This window comes from Variovorax gracilis, from assembly GCF_030317115.1.
Classification (GTDB): domain Bacteria; phylum Pseudomonadota; class Gammaproteobacteria; order Burkholderiales; family Burkholderiaceae_C; genus Variovorax; species Variovorax gracilis.
On record NZ_JASZYF010000003.1, the window covers coordinates 291,550 to 311,884 of the forward strand.

23 protein-coding genes are annotated in these 20,335 nt (G+C 67.0%); 10 read left to right on the forward strand and 13 right to left on the reverse strand.

Translation table 11 applies throughout. The annotated features are described in order from the left end of the window. Positions 1-5: 5 nt before the first annotated feature. The 4 genes from QTH97_RS09295 to QTH97_RS09310 are packed head-to-tail and all read right to left on the reverse strand — an operon-like array spanning position 6 to position 3,439. A complete protein-coding gene (locus QTH97_RS09295) occupies positions 6-185 on the reverse strand; it encodes a hypothetical protein (RefSeq protein WP_286567836.1) in 180 nt (59 codons plus the stop codon). Next, positions 182-1,129 (reverse strand): carbohydrate ABC transporter permease, encoded by a 948-nt coding sequence (locus QTH97_RS09300; protein ID WP_286567837.1) that lies wholly within the window; start codon positions 1,127-1,129, stop codon positions 182-184. The genes QTH97_RS09295 and QTH97_RS09300 overlap by 4 nt, the downstream gene beginning before the upstream one ends. Continuing rightward, a complete protein-coding gene (locus QTH97_RS09305; RefSeq protein WP_286567838.1) occupies positions 1,126-2,085 on the reverse strand; it encodes a carbohydrate ABC transporter permease in 960 nt (319 codons plus the stop codon). The genes QTH97_RS09300 and QTH97_RS09305 overlap by 4 nt, the downstream gene beginning before the upstream one ends. Before the next feature lie 16 nt (positions 2,086-2,101). After that, positions 2,102-3,439: an ABC transporter substrate-binding protein gene (locus QTH97_RS09310; RefSeq protein ID WP_286567839.1), complete on the reverse strand. Its 1,338-nt coding sequence runs from the start codon at positions 3,437-3,439 to the stop codon at positions 2,102-2,104. Between the two features lie 279 nt (positions 3,440-3,718). Between QTH97_RS09310 and QTH97_RS09315 the strand changes: the two genes are divergently transcribed. The 10 genes from QTH97_RS09315 to QTH97_RS09360 all read left to right on the forward strand — a co-directional run bounded on the left by QTH97_RS09315 (position 3,719) and on the right by QTH97_RS09360 (position 11,378). After that, positions 3,719-4,750, forward strand: coding sequence for a LacI family DNA-binding transcriptional regulator (locus QTH97_RS09315; RefSeq protein WP_286567840.1), 1,032 nt, complete (start codon positions 3,719-3,721; stop codon positions 4,748-4,750). Positions 4,751-4,811: 61 nt separating this feature from the next. Next, positions 4,812-5,798 carry a dihydroxyacetone kinase subunit DhaK gene (gene dhaK, locus QTH97_RS09320; RefSeq protein ID WP_286567841.1) on the forward strand — a complete coding sequence of 329 codons (987 nt, stop codon included), beginning with the start codon at positions 4,812-4,814 and terminating at the stop codon, positions 5,796-5,798. Positions 5,799-5,895: 97 nt separating this feature from the next. Then, the gene (locus tag QTH97_RS09325) at positions 5,896-6,651 is read left to right on the forward strand and encodes a FadR/GntR family transcriptional regulator (protein WP_286567842.1); all 756 of its coding nucleotides are present in this window, start codon (positions 5,896-5,898) and stop codon (positions 6,649-6,651) included. Next, positions 6,648-7,328, forward strand: a complete 681-nt coding sequence (locus tag QTH97_RS09330) for an amino acid ABC transporter permease (protein WP_286567843.1) — start codon at positions 6,648-6,650, stop codon at positions 7,326-7,328. Before QTH97_RS09325 ends, QTH97_RS09330 begins: the two co-directional genes overlap by 4 nt. Further along, entirely contained in the window at positions 7,328-8,029 is a 702-nt protein-coding gene (locus QTH97_RS09335) for an amino acid ABC transporter permease (protein ID WP_286567844.1), read from the forward strand. Before QTH97_RS09330 ends, QTH97_RS09335 begins: the two co-directional genes overlap by 1 nt. Beyond that, positions 8,004-8,765 (forward strand): amino acid ABC transporter ATP-binding protein, encoded by a 762-nt coding sequence (locus tag QTH97_RS09340; RefSeq protein ID WP_286567845.1) that lies wholly within the window; start codon positions 8,004-8,006, stop codon positions 8,763-8,765. Before QTH97_RS09335 ends, QTH97_RS09340 begins: the two co-directional genes overlap by 26 nt. A gap of 37 nt (positions 8,766-8,802) precedes the next feature. After that, complete coding sequence (locus QTH97_RS09345; protein WP_286567846.1) at positions 8,803-9,594, forward strand: transporter substrate-binding domain-containing protein; 792 nt, start codon at positions 8,803-8,805, stop codon at positions 9,592-9,594. Between the two features lie 26 nt (positions 9,595-9,620). Further along, on the forward strand, positions 9,621-10,070 hold the full coding sequence (rpiB, locus tag QTH97_RS09350; RefSeq protein ID WP_286567847.1) for a ribose 5-phosphate isomerase B: 450 nt from the start codon (positions 9,621-9,623) through the stop codon (positions 10,068-10,070). A 17-nt stretch (positions 10,071-10,087) separates the two neighbouring features. After that, complete coding sequence (gene rbsK, locus QTH97_RS09355; RefSeq protein ID WP_286567848.1) at positions 10,088-11,026, forward strand: ribokinase; 939 nt, start codon at positions 10,088-10,090, stop codon at positions 11,024-11,026. A 61-nt stretch (positions 11,027-11,087) separates the two neighbouring features. Beyond that, positions 11,088-11,378, forward strand: coding sequence for a GYD domain-containing protein (locus tag QTH97_RS09360; RefSeq protein ID WP_286567849.1), 291 nt, complete (start codon positions 11,088-11,090; stop codon positions 11,376-11,378). A 5-nt stretch (positions 11,379-11,383) separates the two neighbouring features. On the opposite strand, the gene QTH97_RS09365 is transcribed toward QTH97_RS09360, so the two are convergent. Genes QTH97_RS09365 through QTH97_RS09405 form a run of 9 tightly spaced genes read right to left on the reverse strand, consistent with a single transcriptional unit; the run spans position 11,384 to position 20,287 of the window. Beyond that, a complete protein-coding gene (locus QTH97_RS09365; protein WP_286567850.1) occupies positions 11,384-12,151 on the reverse strand; it encodes a class I SAM-dependent methyltransferase in 768 nt (255 codons plus the stop codon). A 30-nt stretch (positions 12,152-12,181) separates the two neighbouring features. Beyond that, positions 12,182-13,051: an intradiol ring-cleavage dioxygenase gene (locus tag QTH97_RS09370; RefSeq protein WP_286567851.1), complete on the reverse strand. Its 870-nt coding sequence runs from the start codon at positions 13,049-13,051 to the stop codon at positions 12,182-12,184. After that, positions 13,035-14,120 carry a branched-chain amino acid ABC transporter permease gene (locus tag QTH97_RS09375; RefSeq protein ID WP_286567852.1) on the reverse strand — a complete coding sequence of 362 codons (1,086 nt, stop codon included), beginning with the start codon at positions 14,118-14,120 and terminating at the stop codon, positions 13,035-13,037. Before QTH97_RS09375 ends, QTH97_RS09370 begins: the two co-directional genes overlap by 17 nt. Before the next feature lie 12 nt (positions 14,121-14,132). Then, positions 14,133-14,993, reverse strand: coding sequence for a branched-chain amino acid ABC transporter permease (locus tag QTH97_RS09380; protein ID WP_286567853.1), 861 nt, complete (start codon positions 14,991-14,993; stop codon positions 14,133-14,135). 23 nt (positions 14,994-15,016) lie between these two features. Continuing rightward, the gene (locus tag QTH97_RS09385; RefSeq protein ID WP_286567854.1) at positions 15,017-15,718 is read right to left on the reverse strand and encodes an ABC transporter ATP-binding protein; all 702 of its coding nucleotides are present in this window, start codon (positions 15,716-15,718) and stop codon (positions 15,017-15,019) included. Continuing rightward, positions 15,715-16,434: an ABC transporter ATP-binding protein gene (locus QTH97_RS09390; RefSeq protein ID WP_286567965.1), complete on the reverse strand. Its 720-nt coding sequence runs from the start codon at positions 16,432-16,434 to the stop codon at positions 15,715-15,717. Before QTH97_RS09390 ends, QTH97_RS09385 begins: the two co-directional genes overlap by 4 nt. 5 nt (positions 16,435-16,439) lie before the next feature. Next, positions 16,440-17,699 (reverse strand): ABC transporter substrate-binding protein, encoded by a 1,260-nt coding sequence (locus QTH97_RS09395; protein WP_286567855.1) that lies wholly within the window; start codon positions 17,697-17,699, stop codon positions 16,440-16,442. A 51-nt stretch (positions 17,700-17,750) separates the two neighbouring features. Then, positions 17,751-18,818 (reverse strand): maleylacetate reductase, encoded by a 1,068-nt coding sequence (locus QTH97_RS09400; RefSeq protein WP_286567856.1) that lies wholly within the window; start codon positions 18,816-18,818, stop codon positions 17,751-17,753. A gap of 5 nt (positions 18,819-18,823) precedes the next feature. Continuing rightward, the gene (locus tag QTH97_RS09405) at positions 18,824-20,287 is read right to left on the reverse strand and encodes an aldehyde dehydrogenase family protein (protein WP_286567966.1); all 1,464 of its coding nucleotides are present in this window, start codon (positions 20,285-20,287) and stop codon (positions 18,824-18,826) included. Positions 20,288-20,335 lie beyond the last annotated feature (48 nt).

Genomic DNA, 20,335 nt, shown 5'->3' on the forward strand with positions numbered 1-20,335 from the left:
TTCTCTCAGGGCAGCTTGCCCGCGACGGTGTAGCCCGCCACACCGGCGAGCAGCACGGCGAAGGAGTAGCTGTAGATATCCAGCGACCAGGGCTGCATGAGCATGACCAGCCCGAGGCCGATGAGCACCATGCTGGCCGGTTCCCAGCGCGAGCGGCGCAGCCAGTTCCTTGTCGACGGCTTCATTTGCGGATCGCTCCGAAGGTAATGCCGCGCAGCAGGTGCTTGCGCAGCAGGATGGTGAACACCAGCACCGGCAGCAGGAACAGCGTGGTGCCCGCCGCCATCGCCGGCCAGTCGAGCCCGCCCTCGCCGATGATCGTCGGGATGAAGGGCGGCGAGGTCTGCGCCGTGCCGCTGGTGAGCAGCAGCGCGAAGGCGTATTCGTTCCACGCGAAGATCAGGCAGAAGATGGCGGTCGTCGCGATGCCCGTGGCCGCCTGCGGCAGTACCACCTTGATGAAGGCCTGGAAGCGCGTGTAGCCATCGACCATGGCGGCCTCCTCGTACTCGCGCGGGATCTCGTCCATGAAGCCCTTGAGCAGCCACACCGCGAGCGAGAGATTCACGACCGTGTAGAGCAGGATCAAGCCGAGGTGCGTGTCGGAGAACCCGACCGCGCGGTACATCAGGTAGATCGGTATCGCCACGGCGATGGGCGGCATCATCCGCGTCGAGAGGATGAAAAACAGCAGGTCGTCCTTGCCCGGCACCCTGAAGCGCGAGAAGGCATAGGCGGCCAGCGTGCCCAGCACGACCGAGAGCAGGGTCGAGCCGAAGCCGATCAGCACCGAGTTCAGGTAGCGGTCCGAGAAGCGCGACGGCCCGGCGAGGATCATCTGCTGCTCGCGCACCAGCCCTTCGTACCAGGTCGCGGGCGGCGGAAGGGCCGCAAGCTCCTGCGAGCTGACGCGCGAACGCGTGGTGAAGAGATTGACGTAGCCGATCAGCGAAGGCTGCGTAATGACGCGGGGCGGATAGGCGATCGAATCCTGCGGCGTGCGAAAGCTGGTCATGAGGATCCACACCAGCGGGATCAGCGAGATCAGCGCGTAGGTGACGACGACAAAACCCGCAAAGGTCTTCGCACGCGGCGTCGGATCGAGCGGCGAGTGAACGGTGTTCTTCATCTCTGCTTCACCCGGTCGAGGAATCGCACCGTCACGAGCGAGAGCCCGTAGATCGACACGAAGAGGATGATGGCCAGCGCCGAGCTGTAGCCCGTGCGCCATTTCTCGAAGGCCTCGCGCTTGAGCTTGATCGACGCAAGTTCGGTGACCGAGCCCGGCCCGCCGTTGGTGAGCTGGTCCACGAGGTCGAACATCTTGAAGTTCTCGATCACGCGAAACAGCACGGCCAGGATGATGAAGGGCATCACCATCGGCAGCGTGATGCGCCAGAACTTGGTCCATTCGCTCGCGCGGTCGATCTCGGCGGCCTCGTAGAGATAGGGCGGAATGGAGCGCAACCCGGCCAGCAGCAACAGCATCACGTAGGGCGTCCACATCCAGGTATCGACCAGCACGATGGCCCAGGGCGAAAGCGTCGTATCGCCCAGCATCGTGAAGCTCCCTGCCAGCCCGAAGGGCGCGCGGAAGAAGTTGACGATGTAGTTGAAGATGCCGTACTGCGGCTCGAAGAAGTACTTCCAGAAGGTCCCGACCACGGCCGGCGCCAGCATCATGGGCAGCAGGATCGCGGTGCTCCAGAAGCTGTGCGTGCGAAAACGCCGGTTCAGCATCAGCGCAAGCCCGAAGCCCAGCAGGAGCTGCAGCGTGATCGACCAGGTCAGGAAGTGCGCGGTGGCGCGCATGTTCTCCCAGATCGATTCGTCGTTGAGCACCCGCGAGTAGTTGCTGATGCCGACCCACAGCACGTCCGCGCCCGGCCGGTTGGCGCGGAAGTTGGTGAAGGACAGCCAGATCGTCCAGATCAGCGGAAAGATGTTGAACGCCAGCAGCAGCAGGATCGTCGGGCCGACGAAGAGCCATGCCAGCGCGCGGTCGGAGAGGCCCTGGCCGGGGAGCCGGCGGCTCTCGCTCTCCGCACCGCGCATCACGGTGTTGTCGACGTGGACGAATGACATGGGACGGCGCCGCGGATCAAGGCTTGATCTTTCCGTCTTCCCGGAACACTTCGGTCCAGTCCTTGAGCAGGCCGTCGAGCGCCTCCTGCGGCGTGCCCTTGCCGGCGACCACGTAGTCATGCGTTCGCTTCTGCATTGCGAGCAGCAATTGCGCGTAGCTCGGTTCCTGCCAGAAGTCCTTGACGATCTTCATCGAGTCGAGGAACACGGGCGCGTACGAGGTGCTCTTGTCGAAGCCCGGCTTGGACAGCACCGCGTTGTGGCAGGAGAAGCCCCCGGCGTCCCACCATTTCTGCTGCACCGCAGGCTGCGCAAACCACTTGATGTAGTCGAGCGCCAGGTCCTTCTTGTCCGAATACTTCACGACCGAGATGCCCTGCCCGCCCAGTTGGGCCGCGGCGATCTTGGCCTTGGGCATGGTGAAGAAGCCGGTCTTGTCGCCGCCCACGTTCGGGTCCTTGGCGATGCCCGGGAAGAAGGCGATGAAGTTCATCTGCATCGCGACCTGGCCCGACTTGTAGGAGTCGAGGTCTTCGGTCATGTAGGCGTTGGAATGCCCGGGCGGTGTGCAGCAGTCGAAGAGTTCCTTGTAGAACTTGAGTCCGGCCACGGCCTCCGGCCCGTTGATGTAGCCCTTCATGTCGTACGGCTTCTTGGGGTTGTCGTACTGCATGCCGTAGGCGTACATGGTGTTCGTCACGCCCATGGTGATGCCTTCGGAGCCGCGCTCCGTGTAGATGGCGGCGCCGTAGACCTTCTTGCCGTCGATGGTGCGGTTCTGGAAGAACTGGCCGACCTGCTTCAGCTCGTCCCAGGTCGTGGGCGGCGCGAGTTCGCGGTTGTACTTGGCCTTGAACTCGGCCTGCAGCTCGGGCTTGGCGAACCAGTCCTTGCGGTAGGTGAAGGCCACCGCATCGCCCATCGCCGGCAGCGCCCAGTAGTTCTTCGTGCCCTTGGGCCAGGTCGAATAGCCCTCGACGGTGGCCGGCATGAAGTCGCTCATCTTGATCCCGTTCTTGTCGAAGAACTCGTTGAGCTGGATGTAGTGGCCTTCGGTGGCGGCGGAGCCGATCCACTGGCTGTCGCCGATCAGCAGGTCGCACAGCTTGCCCTTGGAGTTGAGCTCGTTGAGCATGCGCTGCGCGAAGTTGGGCCAGGGCACGAACTCGTACTTCATCTGCACGCCGGTCTGCGCGGTGAAGTCCTTGGATAGTTCGACCAGCGCGTTGGCCGGGTCCCATGCCGCCCAGCACAGGGTGAGCTGCTTGGCCTGGGCCTGCGCCGCACCCGAAGCCAGGGCCAGCGCCGCGACGAGCGCAGTGCCGACAGTCGATCGCTTGTTCAACCACTTCATTTGCTCATCTCCTGTGTGTGAGGACAGACGGCTCGCGCCGCGAAGAGGGATGCGCCATTCGTCGGTGCGGCGCCTACCGGCCTGCGCCCGCTCACCCCTTGGCGACAGCGGTTCGGCTTGATGGAAGAATAAAAAGAGCAATAAATAAATCAATCAATGCAAACCCTAGGACATCAACCTCTGCGGCCGCGGGCGTTGGCCGCTGCGGGATAGCCCGAAGAAGCAGCTCCCCGGTGTTAGGCGACACTGCTGATTGATTTATTGAGGCTCTTTCCAGGTTTGGCTACTTCCGTCACCATCACCCAGATCGCCGAGACGGCCGGCGTCAGCACCGCCACCGTCGACCGCGTGCTGAACAACCGCCCCGGCGTCAATCCCGCCACCGTGCAGCGCGTGCGCGAGGCGATGAAAGGCCTCGGCGCCGCCGCGCCGATGCGCGGACGGCCGCGCTCCACCGACAGCTACCGCTTCGCCTTCGTGCTGCCCTCCGCGCGACGCGGCTTCTTCGATCTGGTGGACCGCGTCATCGCCCAGGCGGCGGGCGACTTCCGCCACCAGCACATCACCGAGGTCACGCGCCGCCTGCCGGCCACCGAGCCGACGGCCTTCGCCGATGAACTGGCACGCCTCTCGGACATGGACGGCATCGCGCTGCTCGCGCCGGACACCCCCGCCGTGAAGCTCGCCGTGAACGAACTGGTGCGCTCCGGCGTGCACGTCGTCACCCTGTTCTCCGACGTCGCGGGCTCGATGCGCGAGACCTTCATCGGCGCGGACAACCGCGCCGCCGGTCGCACCGCCGGCCTGCTGCTCGGGCGCGAGGCACCGGCCGGCCAGGGCCATTGCGCCCTGCTCTCGCCCGCCACGCGCTATGCGGCCGAGATCGATCGCGGCATCGGCTTCGCACAGGTGCTGGAGGAGCGCTTCTCCGGCGCGAAGCTGCTGCGCGTGGACGACATGCCCGAGTCGGAAGACGAGGCGTACCGGCGTGCCCGCGAGGCGCTCGATCCGCAGGCGACGGGTGGCCGCCTCACGGCCGTCTACAACGTCGGCCCCGGCAGCCACGGCGTGCACCGCGCACTGGCCGAGCACGGCTACGACGCATCGCTCGGCATGGTGGCGCACGACTTGCTGGATGTGCACCGGTCGATGCTGATCTCCGGCGCGCTGAGCTTCGTGCTGCACCAGGACGTGCACTACGCAGTCACCACCGCGGCGCGCGTGCTGCGCGCCCTGTGCGAAGGCGTGCGCGGCGCGCTGGCGGTCAGCAACCCGCGGGTCGACATCCTGACTGCGGAGAACCTCGCATGACAGCCGTGCGCGACGGCCTCACGATGCCTCTCCCTGGACGAGCTTCCTTCGAGGACACACGATGAAGAAATTCATCAACTACGTCGACGATGCCATCGTCGAAAGCCTGTCGGGCCTGGCTTCGGCGCATCCGGACCTGCTGCGCGTCGAGTTCGACCCGACCTTCGTGTCGCGGCGCGTGCCCAAGCGCGACGCGGTCGCCGTCGTGTCCGGCGGCGGCTCCGGCCATGAGCCGCTGCACACCGGCTACGTGGGCTTCGGCATGCTCGATGCCGCCTGTCCGGGCCAGGTGTTCACGTCGCCCACGCCCGACCAGTGGCTGGCCGCGGCGCACCGCGTGAACGCCGGCCGCGGCGTGCTCTTCATCGTCAAGAACTACGCGGGCGATCGCCTCAACTTCCAGATGGCGAGCGACATGCTGGTCGACCTCGACCACCTGATGGTGGTGGTCGACGACGACGTCGCCATCGAGCATTCGATGCATGCCAGCGGCCGCCGCGGCGTGGCCGGCACGATCGTCGTCGAGAAGATCGTCGGCGCCGCCGCCGAAGCCGGCGCGGACTTGTTCGACTGCAAGGCGCTCGGCGACCGCATCAACGGCGGCACGGCATCGATGGGCGTGGCGTTCAACAGCTGCATCGTGCCGGCCTCGGGCGTGGCGACCTTCGAGATCGGCGAGCAGGAAATGGAGCTGGGCGTGGGCATCCACGGCGAGCCCGGCCGGCAGCGCATGCCTTTCGCGCCGGCGGCGGGCATCGTCGACCTGCTACTCGACCCGATCCTCAAGGACCTGTCGCTCGCGCGCGGCCGCGAGGTGCTGCTGCTGGTCAACGGACTCGGCGGCACGCCCCTGATGGAGCTTTACCTTCTGCACCACCACGCGCGCCAGCGGCTCGCGGAAGAAGGGCTGGACGTGGTGCGCACGCTGGTCGGCAACTACACGACCTCGCTGGAAATGGCCGGTGCTTCGCTCACCGTGACCGCGCTGGACGACGAAGCCAAGCGCCTGTGGGACGCACCCGTGCACACCACCGCCTTGCGCTGGTAGGCCTCCGCCAAGGGTTTCCACCTAAAGGACTTTCCCGGATGCCATCTGGTTTACCCACTGGTAAAACCACGGCATGACAACAAGGCCTCCACAACCCTTGATCACACGAACGCCCGAAGCCGAAGGAACCGGCTTCTCCAAGGTGTTCGCCTTCCTGCGCGACCGGCTTCTCGAAGGGAGCATCCGCTCGGGAGACCGCCTGATCCCGGAGCGCGAACTGGCGCTGCAACTGGGCGTGAGCCGCCCCATCGTGCGCGAGGCATTGCGCGCGCTCGCAATGCTGGGCGTGGTCGAGATCCGCGAGCGCGTGGGCACTGTCGTGCGCAAGCCCGACGTGTCGGTGCTCGGCGACTTCTTCGCCTTCTCGATGGCGCAGCAGGCGGACATCGTCGACGACGTCATGCAGGCCCGCATCGCGATCGAGGTGCAGGCCATCCGCCTGGCGTGCCGGCACGCGACGACCTCGGACCTCGAACGCATCGCATCGGCGGTCGACCACATCGAGGCCACGGTCCACGACTCCGACGAAGGCAGCCGCGCCGACTACGAGTTCCACACGGCCCTGGTGCGCGCCAGCCGGTCGGAGACGCTGATGCAGCTCTACGCGGCGATGGCGACGCTGCTGATGCGCTCGCACCATGAGCGCCGCGACGTGGTGGGCGGCGACCCCGCGGTCAAGCAATACCTCGTCGAAGACCACGCGCGCATCTTCCAGGCACTGGTCTCGCGCGACGAGGATCGCGCCGACCAGGTGCTGCGCAAGCACTTCAGCATCGGCGACGAATACCGCCGCAAGGCAGCGGCCGAGCCCGCGATGCGTGGCCGCCCGCCCGCACGCAAGGAACCGGCGTGAGCAACCTCGACTTCGGGGTCGTCCTCGAGCGTTGGCCGCTGTTCGTCGAAGGCGCCTGGCTCACCATTCAACTGGCGCTGGTCGCGACGCTCGCGGGCTTCGCCACCGGCACGCTGTGCGCCGTCGGCCGCAGGGGCCGCAATGCCACGGTGGCGCGCATCTGCGGCGCCTACGTGGAACTGATCCGCAACACGCCGCTGCTGGTGCAGATCTTCCTCGTCTATTTCGGGCTGTCGAGCCTGGGCCTGTCGCTGTCCGCCTTCACGGTGGCGGTCATCGCGCTGGCCGTCAATGCCGGCGCCTACGCGACGGAGATCATGCGCGCCGGCTTCGACTCGGTGAACCGCAGCCAGATCGAAGCCGCCGAGTGCCTCGCGCTCTCGCGCATCCAGGTCTACTGGCACGTCGTGCTGCTGCCGGCCATGGAGCGCGTCTATCCGGCACTGACCAGCCAGTTCGTGCTGCTGATGCTCGCCTCCTCCATCTGCTCGCAGATCTCGGTCGAGGAACTCACCGCGGTCGCCAACCACGTGCAGTCCGACACCTACCGGCCACTGGAGACTTTCGTGATCATCGGCGCGGGCTACATCCTGCTGTCGCTGCTCATGCGGCTCGGCTTCTGGGGCGTGGGCGCCATGCTGTTTCCGCGGCGTCGCAGGCTGGGCACCGCGCTGTGATGACCGCCACCGCCTTCAACGCCAATCACTTCGGGTTCCTGCTGCAGGGCGCGATGTGGACGCTGGTCCTCTCCCTCATCGCCTTCGTCGGCGGCGGCATCTGCGCCTTCGTCGTTGCGCTGGCGCGGGTCTCGCCGCGACGGCCCGTGCGCGTAGGGATGGGCCTGTGGGTGCAGCTCGTGCAGGGCTCGCCGCTGCTGGTGATCATGTTCCTCGCCTACTTCGGCCTGCCGACCCTGGGCATCAAGGTGTCGGCACTGGCCGCGGCCGGCGCATCGCTGACGATCTACGTGTCCGCCTACCTCGGCGAGATCTGGCGCGCCGCGATCCAGGCGGTGCCGCGACCGCAGTGGGAAGCCGCCGAATGCCTGGCGCTGAGCCGGACCCAGCGCATGGTCAAGGTCGTGCTGCCGCAGGCGGTGCGGCTGGCGACGCCGCCCACGGTCGGCTTCATGGTGCAGATCATCAAAAACACCTCGCTCGCCTCGGTGGTCGGCTTCGTCGAACTCGCCCGCTCGGGGCAGATCATCAACAACTCGATCTTCGAGCCCTTCATCGTGTACCTCGTGATCGCGGGGCTCTACTTCGCGCTGTGCTATCCGCTGTCGGTCTGGAGCCGCCGACTCGAACGCCGCGCCGGTCCTGCATCGGCCGCGTCGACTTCACTGTCTTCCCATGAACCCATCCTCACGCAACCCTGATGGCGCTTCGGCGCCGGTCGTTCGCCTGCACGACGTCCACAAGAGCTTCGGCGCACTCAAGGTGCTCGAAGGCGTCGGCTTCGAGGTCGACCGCGGGCAGGTCACGGCCATCATCGGACGCAGCGGCTCCGGGAAGAGCACGGCGCTGCGCTGCATCGACCGGCTCGAACGCATCGACAGCGGCGAGATCGTCGTCTGCGGCCACCGCGTCGACGCGCCGGACATCGACCTCAAGGCGCTGCGGCTCGACGTGGGCATCGTCTTCCAGAGCTACAACCTCTTTCCGCACCTGACGATCGAGCAGAACATCACGCTCGCGCCCCGCTCGGCCAAGGGCATCTCCAGGAGCGAGGCGCGCGCCATCGCGCACGAGGTGCTTGCCAAGGTCGGGCTCGCGGACAAGGCAGCCAGCTACCCCGAGCAGTTGTCCGGCGGCCAGCAGCAGCGCGTCGCGATCGCCCGTTCGCTGGCGATGCAGCCCAAGGTCATGCTGTTCGACGAGGTGACCTCTGCCCTCGACCCCGAGCTCACCGGCGAAGTCCTGCGCGTCATCGAGGACCTCGCGGCCGGCGGCATGACCATGGTGATGGTCACGCACGAGATGGCCTTCGCGCGAAAGGTCGCGGACCAGATCCTCTTCATGAACCGCGGCAGGGTCTGGGAGCGTGGCGGCCCGGAGATCCTGTCATCACCCCAAACCGCCGAGCTTCGGCAGTTCGTAGCCAGCGAGCTCTGAAGGCTCGCACCCCACCCAAGACCCTGGAGACAAACCGATGAAGACCCCCCGTTCCCTGATCACGATGCTGGCTGCCGCCTGCCTGACCTTCGCCAGTGCCGCCCACGCGGACCTGCTCGACGACGTCATGAAGGCCAAGAAGATCCGCATCGCGACCGACCTCTCGATCCCGCCATCGGGCATGCTCGACAAGGACCTCAAGCCGACCGGCTCCGACGTCGAGACCGCGCAATTGCTGGCGAAGGACTGGGGCCTGGAGCTGGAGTTCGTGCAGACCACCGGCGCCACGCGCATCCCGAACCTGCAGACCGGCAAGGCCGACATCGTCGTCTCGACGCTCTCCGTGACGCCGGAACGCCAGAAGGTCATCGACTTCTCGAAGCCCTACGCCGCGCTGGTGTCGATGATCGGCGCCCGCAAGGATCTCCCGATCAAGGACTGGGCGGACCTGAAAGGCAAGTCCGTCACCGTGACGCGCGGCACGACGCAGGACACCGAGCTCACCGCCATGGCGAAGGAGAAGGACTTCAAGGTCGTGCGCTATGACGACGACGCGACGATGGTCACCGCGGGCGTCAGCGGCCAGGCCGACATCGTCTCGACATCGGTGACGATCATGAACCAGATCACCGCGAAGAACCCGCAACGCCCGTTCGAGCAGAAGATCGTGCTGCGAAACCTCGACCTCGCCGTCGGCGTGAAGAAGGGCGAAGAGCGCATGGTAGCCAAGCTCAACGAATGGGTGACAGCCAACCTGAAGAACGGCAAGCTCAACGCCATCTACAAGAAGTTCCACGGCAGCGATCTGCCGGCGGCCATGATCAACTGACCCACCACTACTGAAGAAAGAATTCCATGCGTCTCGTCATCGGATCGGACCACGCCGGTTGGGCGCTCAAAGGCGCCATCGTCGACCACATCCAGAAGCTCGGCCACGAGGTCGTCGACGTCGGCAGCCATGACGACCAGCCGGTCGACTTCCCGGATGTCGCGCGCGCCGTGGCGGCGAAGATCGTCGCCGGCGAAGTCGAGCGCGGCATCATGGTGTGCGGCACTGGCGTCGGCGCATCGATCGCGGCCAACAAGATGAAGGGCATCCGCGCCGCCGTCTGCCATGACGTGCACTCGGCGCACCAGTCGGTGGAGCACGACGACGTGAACGTGATGTGCATCGGCGCGCAGATCGTCGGCCCGTGGCTGGCAGCGGACCTGATCACCTCCTACCTGCAGGCACGCTTCGCCATCGAGGACGAGGACTTCCGCCGCCGCGTGGAAAAGCTCCACGCGATGGACGCCGAGGCTTGAATCCGGGAGCAGCGCCCATGCCCGAGATCGTCGTGTTCGGCAGCCTCAACATGGACCTCGTGGTCCGTGTGCCGCGCGTGCCGGGCGCGGGCGAGACCCTGCAGGCCCACTCGTTCATGAACAACCCGGGCGGCAAGGGCGCGAACCAGGCGGTGGCCTGTGCGCGCCAGGGCGCCCGGGTGGCGATGGTCGGCCGGGTCGGCGACGATGCTTTCGGGCTGGCGCTGAAGGCATCGCTCGTGGGCGATGGCGTCGAGGTCGAACACGTTGCGCTGGCAGAAGCGTCGACCGGCGTGGCGTTGATCATGGTCGACGACAGCGCCCAGAACCGCATCGCGCTGATCCCCGGCGCCAACGCCTTCGTGGGCGCCGAGGACACGCAGCGCCTGCAGAGCGATCTGGCAACGGCGCGTCTGCTGCTGTTGCAGCTCGAAGTTCCCATGCAGGCCGTCGTGGATGCGGCGGAGCTTGCCCATTCGCGCGGCTGCACGGTCGCGATGAACCCCGCGCCGGCCGAAGCGCTCCCGGACGCGCTGTGGAAGCTCGTGGACATCCTCGTCCTGAACGAAACAGAGGCGTCGATGCTGAGCGGCATCGCGGTTCACGACCGGGACGGTGCCGCCCGCGCAGCCGACGCATTGCGCCGCCGGGGACCGGCCCACGTGATCCTGACGATGGGCAGCGACGGCGTGATGGCCTGCGACGCAGCCGGCTGTCGCCACTTCGATGCATTGAAGGTGAAGGCCATCGACACCACCGCGGCCGGCGACACCTTCATCGGCGCCCTGTGCGCCGCGCTCGCCAGAGGCGTAGCGATCGACGACGGCATCGCGCTGGGCATCCAGGCCGCAGCGGTGTGCGTCACGCGCGCAGGCGCGCAGGCGTCGATCCCCCGTCGCGAAGACCTGTCGGCGCTGCCCGCTGTGGGGTGTCCCACCGTTGTGACGTTCGCCTGAATCGATCCGGAGGTCTAGACTCCTTCGCCCCGGCTTGCCAAGCCGCAACGAGGGCCACTCCATGTCCACCTTCATCTCTCTTCTCAACTTCACCGAACAGGGCATTCGCAGCGTGAAGGAGTCGCCCAACCGGGCGGAGGCGTTCAAGGGCCTGGCAAGCAAGCTGGGGTTGACGATCAAGAGCATCCACTGGACCTCCGGCGCCTACGACATGGTGGTCATCACCGAAGGCGGCGACGAGGCGACGATGGCCGCGCTGCTCAGCGTCGGCTCGCTCGGCAACGTCCGCTCGCAGACGCTGCGGGCCTACTCGGCCGACGAGATCAAGAAGATCATCACCCTGATGCCCTGAACGGCTCAGGCCGGCTTGACGGCGGTGTACTCGGAGAAGACGCCGAGTTCGACGTGCCGCTGCACGTCGGCGAAGCCGGCTGCGCGCAGCGCGCCCATGACCGATTCCGGCGGAATGCAGGCCTCGATCGTGTCCCAGTAGAAGCGCCACAGTTCGGAGGTGTCGTGGCGCCGCGCCACGGCCTTGGCGATCAGCGGGACGAAGGTGCGCATGTACGCCTTGAGCACGGCGGTGCCCACGCGTCCGGCCGGCTTGGTGATCTCGAGCACCACCAGGCGCCCGCCCGGGCGCAGCACGCGGTGGAACTCCGCGAACGCCGCGTTCACATCGGCAATGTGGCGCAGCGCATAGCCCATGCTCACGAAATCGCTGCTGGCGTCCGGCCGCGGCAGCGCTTCGGCGCGGCCACGGACGAGTTCGACATCAGGCAAAGCGACTTCACCCATCATCCCGGGGCTCGGGTCGACGCCGACCAGATGGCCGCCCGGGCCGATGAGCGTCAGCGCCTCGCGCGCGACCAGCCCGGTGCCGATGCCCACGTCGAGCACTTGTGCGCCGGCCGCAAGCCCTGCGCGCCGCAGCGCGGAGCGCCGATACCACGGGCCCGACCCCAGCGCGAGCACCCGCTCGATGCGGTCGTAGTCGGGTGCCGTCTCGTCGAAGATCCGGCGCAGGAAGCTCTCATGCTCCGCTTCGTTGCCGTAGTAGTCGGGCAATGGCGTGTGAGGGGCCAGTACCTCGGGCGGTGTGATAGGCGAGCGGGTGTCCTGCATCGCAGCGATTATGACGGTCTGCCAGGGCGTTCACGCAGCGGCTTCAGGCTCCAGCACAAAGTCGAACTTGAGAGTGTGGAACGGCCCGGCCTGCACGCTGCCGTCCGGCGCGATGCCGTCGCGATGCGACGCAAAGTCGCCGATCAGCGAATTGCGGACGCCGAAGACCGCATCGCTGTCGAGGTACTCGTCGCCATCGCGGAACACGTGCGTGATGAGCGTCTCGTAGCCCGGCGCCTTGATCATGAAGTGGACGTGCGCAGGCCGCCACGGATGCCGCTTGGTGGCCCGCAGCATCACGCCCACCGGCCCGTCGGTCGGGATCGGGTAGGCGACCGGCATCACGCCCCGGAACCACAGCCGCCCCTCGGCATCGGTGCGGAATACGGCGCGGCCCTGCGGGCGGTCCAGCCCAGCCCGCTGCACATCGTAGAAGCCTTCCGCGTCGGCCTCCCACACGTCGACCTCCGCGTCCGCCACCGGCTCGCCGTCACGCCCGCGCACGGTCGCATCGACGAACAGCGGCTCGCCCTTGGCACCGCCGGAGATATCGCCGCCGAGCGGGAGCTTCGGCGCGCCCAGGACGTGGAAGGGACCGAACACGGTCGCCTCCGTCGCCTGCGCGCTCTTCGCGTGATTGAGCGCCACCGTGAGCATCGAGAGGCCGAGCGTGTCCGACAGCAGGATGAACTCCTGCCGCTTGTCGCTGCACTTCTGCCCCGTCGCCGTGAGGAACTCGATGCCCGCCGCCCATTCGGCCTCGGTCAGCTTCACCTCGCGCGCGAAGTCGTGCATGTGGCGAACGAGCGCCGACATGATCTCCTTCAGCCGCGGGTCCTCGCACTGCGCCATGCGGTCGAGCACGGCGGCGGTGATGGTGTGTTCATTGATGTTTCGCATGGGGATGGAACTCCAGGTCGGAAGGATGGGCCGAAGGTGCACTTCTCTTGAGGCTGGCCGGGCTGGCCGGGCTGCCCGATACCAGGCGCCGCTGCGTCGGGAACAGCGACCAGCCCCAGCGCTGCTGTGCGAAGCCCCACAGGCCCTGCTTGAAGAAGATGGTGACCACGATCGCCAGCAAGCCCAAGCCGAGCAAGTACCAGGTGCCGTAGTCGCTCAGGAACTTGTTGAGCGCCCAGAAGATGAGCGCCCCCACCAACGGCCCCTCGATCCGGCCGATGCCGCCGATGACCACCATGAAGATCGCGAACGCGGTCCAGTTGACGCTGAAGGCCGCATCCGGGCTGATGCGCAGGTTGCCGACGAAGTAGAGCGCACCCGCCAGGCCGGCACCGAAGGCCGCGACGACGTACACCGCGAGCTTCATGCGTGCGACGGGAATGCCTTGCGATTCGGCCGCGACCTCGTTGTCGCGGATCGCGAGCAGCGCCAGGCCGCGCTTGCTGCGCAGGAACAGATAGACCAGCGCAATCGCCGCCACCACGCAGGCCAGCGCCATCCAGTAGGTGACGCTTTCGCGGGTCGCCTTCTCGATGCCGCGCAAGGCGGTCAGCGTGGTGCCCGAGCCGCCACCCACGGCAGACACGTTGGCAAAGCTCAGGCGGAACACCTCGGCGATCACCCAGGTGCCGATCGCGAAGTAGCCGCCCGACAGCCGGAAGGCCACGAAGGACACCGGCACTGCGATCGCACCGGCCGCCAGCGCGCCCAGCGGAATCGCGATGAAGGGATTGACCCCGGCGAAGTTGCCGAGCATCAGCATCACGTAGCCGCCGAAGCCGAAGAAGGCCTGCTGCCCGATGCTCACCATGCCGCCGTAACCCGCGAGCAGGTTCCACATCATCGCGAAGATGAAATAGCAGGCGATCTCGACGAACTCGCGCATCCAGCTCGATTCGCCCCAGAAGGGCAGGCTCGCGGCGAGCAAGACGAGTGCGATCGCCATCCACAGGGCGGAGCGGCTCGTGGCCGTGCTGCGCACGACGTTGAAGGTTGGAGAACTCGTCATCTCGTCATCTCGTCATCCACGTGTCTTGGGAAAGAGGCCCTGCGGCCGCAGGACCAGCACGAGCAGGAACACCAGGTGGCCCATCCAGATGCCCCACCCGGGATCGAGCCGGAAGCCGATCTGCTGCGTGATGCCCAGGATCATCGCGCCGGCCAGCGTGCCCCAGAAGGAGCCCATGCCGCCGATGATCACGGCCTCGAAGGCGAAGAGCAGCAGCAGCGGCCCGTCCGATGGCGACACCGTCGTGCGCATGCCCTGCAGCGCACCCGCCACCGCGATCAGCACGAAGGCGATGGCGGTGGCCAGCGCGTAGACCTTCTTCGCGTTGAGTCCCATCAGCTCGGCGATCTCGCGGTCGTCCGACACGGCGCGGAATGAACGCCCGAGCGCCGTGTTCGCGAACAGCCATTGCAGCGCGCCGGTCGCCACCAGCGCAATCGCCAGCACGATGAGCGGCAGCACGCCGAGCGACAAGGACTCGCCGATGCGCAGACCCTGCGTGTTGAGCCCACCGGTCTCGATCGACCGCGGATCGGCCGAGAACACTTCGAGCAGCAGGTTCTGGATCACGATCGAGAGGCCGAAAGTTACGACCAGCGACGGCAGCGGGTCCTTGCCCAGCGTGCCGTTGAGCACATAGCGCTGCAGCGCGTAGCCGAAGCCGAAGGCGACCGGCAGCACCGCGAGCGTGATGAGCAGCGGCGCGTCGCCGAACAGCGTGGTGCCCGCGATCACCGCGAAGGCGCCGAGGATGATGAAGTCGCCCTGCGCGGTGTTGGTGAGGCGCATCACGCCGAACATCAGCGACTGCCCGAGCGCGAAGAGCGTGTAGAGGCCGCCGAGCAGGATGCCCTGGAGAAAGGTTTCAAGCACGTTGGGTGTCCTTGTCTCGTCGCTCAGAGGCCGAAGTAGGCTTGGGAGATCTGCTCGCGCGTGAGGGTGTTCGAGCGCCCCTGCAGCGACACGCGCCCTTCCTGCAGGCAATAGATGCGTTGCGACACACGCTGCGCCATGGTCACGTCCTGTTCCACGATCACCACCGTCATGCCTTCGCGGGTGATATCAGGCATCGCGGCGTAGATCTCGCGGATCACGATCGGCGCAAGGCCCAGCGAGAGCTCGTCGCACAGCAGAACGTCGGGATTGCTCATCAGCGCACGGCCGAGTGCCACCATCTGCTGCTGGCCGCCGGACAGCGCCGTGCCGGGGTTGTGGCGCTTCTCGGCCAGGATCGGGAACAGCGCGAAGAGGCGATCCAGGTTCCACGGCCCCTTGCGTCCGGTCAGGCCGCCGATCCGCAGGTTATCCTCGACGCTGAGGCTGGGGAAAAGGCGGCGCCCTTCCGGCACCATCGCGAGCCCGCGCTTCACGATCTCGCCGGGCGGCAGGCCGCCGATCGCCTCGCCCTTGAAGTGAACGGCATCGCGCGGCGCGCGGACCAGGCCCGTCAGGCACTTGAGCAAGGTCGACTTGCCGGCACCGTTCGATCCGATGACGGCAACCAGTTCGCCTTGCGAGAGCGAGAAGTCGACGCCGAACAGCGCCTGCGCGTCGCCGTAGAAGGCCTTGAGGCCGCGGGCTTCCAGCAAGGCGGTCATGCTTCCATCCCCATATACACGCGCCGCACCTCGGGATCGTTCATGACCGCCCGTGGCTCGCCTTCCGCCAGCTTCTGCCCGAAGTTGATGACGAACAGCCTGTCCGCCAGCGACAGCAGCGCATGCACCACATGCTCGATCCAGATCATGGTCACGCCGCGCGCCTTGATCTCCTGAAGCTCCTCGACGAGTTGGCGCGCCTCGGGCTCGGTCAGCCCGCCCGCGATCTCGTCGAGCAGCAGCAGCTTCGGGCGCGTGGCCAGCGCACGTGCGAGTTCCAGGCGCTTGCGGTCCAGCAGCGTGAGTCCACCGGCCGGCTTGTTCGCATGCGGCATCAGGCCCGTCTGCACCAGCACCTCGTGCGCCGTCTGCCACGCCTCCTGCTCGCGCTCCTGTGCGCCGAAGCACGCGGCGGTCACCAGGTTCTCGAACACGCTCATATTGCCGAAGGGCTGCGGCACCTGGTAGCTGCGGCCGATGCCAGCGTGGCAGCGCTGGTGCGGCTTGAGCGTGGTCACATCCCTGCCTTCGTACTCGACACGGCCCGCATCCACGCGCACGTCGCCCGAGATCAGGTTGAACAGCGTGGTCTTGCCCGCGCCGTTCGGCCCGAGGATGCCCAGCGTCTCGCCCTCGGTCACGGCGAGCGTGATGCCGTCAGTGACCTTGAGCGCCCCGTAGGACTTGCTGACGGCGTGGAGTGCGAGCAACGTCATGGTGCTCAAGCAGGCATCGGCCGAAGCTTGCCGCCGACGGGGATGTTGGTTGCGGCCTCATTGCTCACGATCGTCAGCTCGTACTTGTACTTCTGTCCCTTGCCCCACTGGCCGAGCACCAGCGGCGTCTTGCTGACGTTCTTGAACGGCCCCTGACCGCCCCACTTCACCGGGCCGACCACCGTCGCGAGCGAGGTCGCGGCCACCGCATCGCGAACGTCCGAGGCCTTCACCGACTTGGAACGCGACAGCGCATCGGCCGCCACCTCGAACAGGGCATGCGCAAAGCCGATCGGCTGCGTCCATTGCTTCTTCGCACCGGCCTCATAGGCCTCGGCCAGCGACTTGGCGCTCTGCTTCGTGAGGCTGGAAGTGAAGGGATGCGACGGGCTCCACCACACCTCCGTCGAGAGCCCATCGCCCAGTTCGCCGAGCGCATCGATCGCGCCGGGGAACAAGAGCGCCTTGCCGAGGGTGATGATCTTCGGCCGGAAGCCCTGCTGCCGCGCCTGAGTGAGAAAGGTCTTGGCGTCGGGCGGGATCACCACGCCCGTGACGATCTCGACGCCGTCCTTCTTGAAGGCCGCGATCTGCGCGCTGAAATCCTGCGTGCCGTTCTGGAAGCGCCCGGGATCGACGAGCGTGAATCCCATTTGCGACAGCGGCTTCGGAAAGCCCAGCTCCTTGTCGCCCCACGCGTTGCCGTCACCGTCGTTGGGGAAGAGCCCGCCGACCTTCTTGTTGGTCGGGATGGACTTCCAGCCATTGGTGAAGTTGGCGATGACGTCTTCCAGGCCCCAGAACAGGTGATAGGTCCAGTTGAAGCCCTTCGCCGGATCGCCCTTGCGGCCGAAGAACCACGGCTGCCACGGCACCACGCTGGAGACACAAGGCACCTCGTTGAGTTCGCAGGCATCGCTTACCGGATTGGCGGTCTCGGGCGTGCCGGCCGTCAGCACGAGTGCGACCTTGTCCTTGAGGATCAGGTCATTCGCGACCTCCCCCGCCCGGTTGGGGTTGGACTGGCTGTCCTTCAGCACGATCTGCACGTCGTACTTCTTGCCGCCGACGCTGATGCCGTCCTTGAAGGCGGTCTTCATCTGGTCGATGACCCACTTGTCCGCCTCGCCGAAGGGCGCGAGCGGCCCGGTCTGCGGCGACACGTAGCCGATCTTGAGCGTGTCCGCCGCGAAGACCAGCGGTGTCGCGCCGGTGGCCGCGAGTGCCGCGGCGGCCTGGGTGAACTGTCTGCGGTTCCATGTCATGGCTGTCTCCTTCTTTCTTTGCTTCTCTTCCTGCACAAATCGCTGGCGGCTTCAGAGCGGCGGGTCGCCGTCGAAGGCCCTCTGGAGCAGTGCGCGGATCGCGTCGCGCTCGGCGAGCCCGAAGGGCCGCGGGTTCCAGTAGGGATTGCTCACCGCGAGGTCGGATGCGCGGTCCAGGTCTTCGGCGCGCATGCCGATGTCCTTGAGCGCGACGGGCGCGCCGTTGTCACGGGCGAGCGCGTAGAGCCCCGCGGCCGCCGACTCGGTGTTGAGCGATTGCGCGATGCGGTCCATGGCCCGCGGCGCCGCGTCCGCGTTGAAGGCGATCGCATGGGGCAGCACCACCGTGTGCACTTCCGCATGCGGCAGGTTGAAGCTGCCGCCCAGCGTGTGGCACAGCTTGTGGTGCAGCGCCATGCCGACACTGCCGAGCACGCTGCCGCAGAGCCAGGCGCCATACAGCGCATCGCCGCGCGCTTCGATGTCGTCGGGCCGCAGCCGGATCACCGGCAGTGCGCGCGCAATCGCGGCGATGCCTTCGCGCGCCATCAGGTCCATCACCGGATTGCTGTCCTGCGCGTAGAGTCCTTCGGCCGCGTGCGCGATCGCGTTGATGCCGCTGGTCACGCTGAGGCCCACCGGAAGGGTGCGGGACAGTTCCGGGTCGTAGATCACCGTACGCGGCAGGACGCGCGCATCCTTGCCCGTCTTCTTGAGCCCGGCCTCGGTCAGGCCGTAGATCGGCGTCATCTCGCTGCCGGCATAGGTCGTCGGGATCGCGAGGATCGGCAGGCCGGAGTCGAGCGCGATGGCCTTGCCAAGCCCTGTCGTCGAGCCGCCGCCGATGGCTACGGCGCAGTCGGCATCGAGTCTGCGCGCGACTTCGCGGGCCTCGCGGGCCGTCTCGATCGGCACGTGCATCACTGCCCGGTCGAAGATGCCTGCCGCCTGCGCGCCGAGCATGTCGGCCACGCGCTCGGCCTGCCCGCGCTGCTCGGGCGTGGACAGCACCAGCGCGCGCTGCGCGCCCAGCGCGTCGATTTCGCGGGCGAGATGGCGGAGTGACCCGGCGCCGAAGACGACACGCTGGGGGTGGCTGGTGTAGATGAAGTCGCGCATGGTGTTCAGCGTTGGAAGTGGGGAGGGATCTGGGCGTCGATGTTGACCCAGACGCTCTTCACCTGCGTGTACTCGCGCATCGCGTCGAAGCCCATCTCGCGCCCGTAGCCGCTCTGCCCGACGCCGCCGAAGGGCGAGCCCGGGTTCACGCGCTTGTAGCTGTTGATCCAGACCATGCCTGCGTGCAGGTCGCGCGCCACACGGTGGGCGCGCTGCAGGTTGCTGGTCCACAGACCGCTGCCGAGCCCGTAGTCGGTGCCGTTGGCGATCTCCATCGCCTCCTCGTCGTTCTTGAAGGTGAGCACGGTGACGAAGGGACCGAACACCTCCTCCTGCGCCACTCGGTCGCGGTACGACCTGGCGCGCACGATGGTGGGCTCGACGTAGCAGCCGCGCGCCAGCTCGCCGCCGGGCGACTTGCCTCCCGCGAGCACCTCGCCACCCTCTCCCTTCGCCACCTCGACGTAGCTCAGCACGCGCTCCCGATGCTGGGCGCTGGTGAGCGGGCCCATCTCGGTCGCATCGTCGAGCGGATTGCCGAGCCGGATGGACTGCGCCAGCGGAATGAATTGGTCGAGGAACGCATCGGCGATCTTCTCGTGCAGCATCAGCCGCGAGCCGGCGATGCAGGCCTGCCCCTGGTTGTGGAAGATGGCCCAGGCGCTGCCGTTGACCGCGGCGGGCAGGAAGGCATCCTCGAACACGATGTTCGGCCCCTTGCCGCCCAGTTCGAGCTGCACCTTCTTCAGGTTGCCCGCGCTCGCCTGCACGACGCGGCGGCCCGTCGCCGTGCTGCCGGTGAAGGCGATCTTCGAGATCTCCGGATGCTCCGCGATGTACTGGCCCACGACGTGGCCCAGCCCCGGCACCATGTTGACCACGCCGTCCGGCATGCCGGCCTCGGCCATCAGCTCGACGATCTTGAGCGAGCTGAGCGGCGTGATCTCGGCCGGCTTCATCACGATGCAGTTGCCGGCCGCCAGCGCGGGCGCCATCTTCCAGCTCGTGAACATGAGCGGGAAGTTCCACGGCACCACCTGTCCTACGATGCCGACCGGCTCACGCAAGGTGTAGTTGAGGAAGCCCGCTTCGACCGGAATGGTCTCGCCCTGGAACTTGTCGGCCATGCCGCCGAAGTAGCGGAAGCAGGCCGCCGTGCGCGGTACGTCGAGCTTGCGCGAATCGCGCAGCGGATGGCCCGTGTCCAGCGATTCGAGCCGCGCGAGTTCCTCCGTGTTGGCTTCGATGAGGTCCGCAAGCCTGAGCAGGATGCGCCCTCGGTCGGCCGCTGCCATGCGGCTCCACGCCGGAAAGGCGCGTTTCGCCGCGGCCACGGCCTTGTCCACATCGGCCTTGCCCGCGAGCGCCACGTCGGCGATGGTGGAGTTGTCATGCGGGTTCAGCGTCGCAAGCGTCTCGCCGGATTCGGCTTCGACGAAGCGCCCGTCGATGAAGAGCTGGCGCCGGATGGGCGTCTTGAGGCCGGCGGCCTGCTGGATGTCTGCGAGGGTCATATC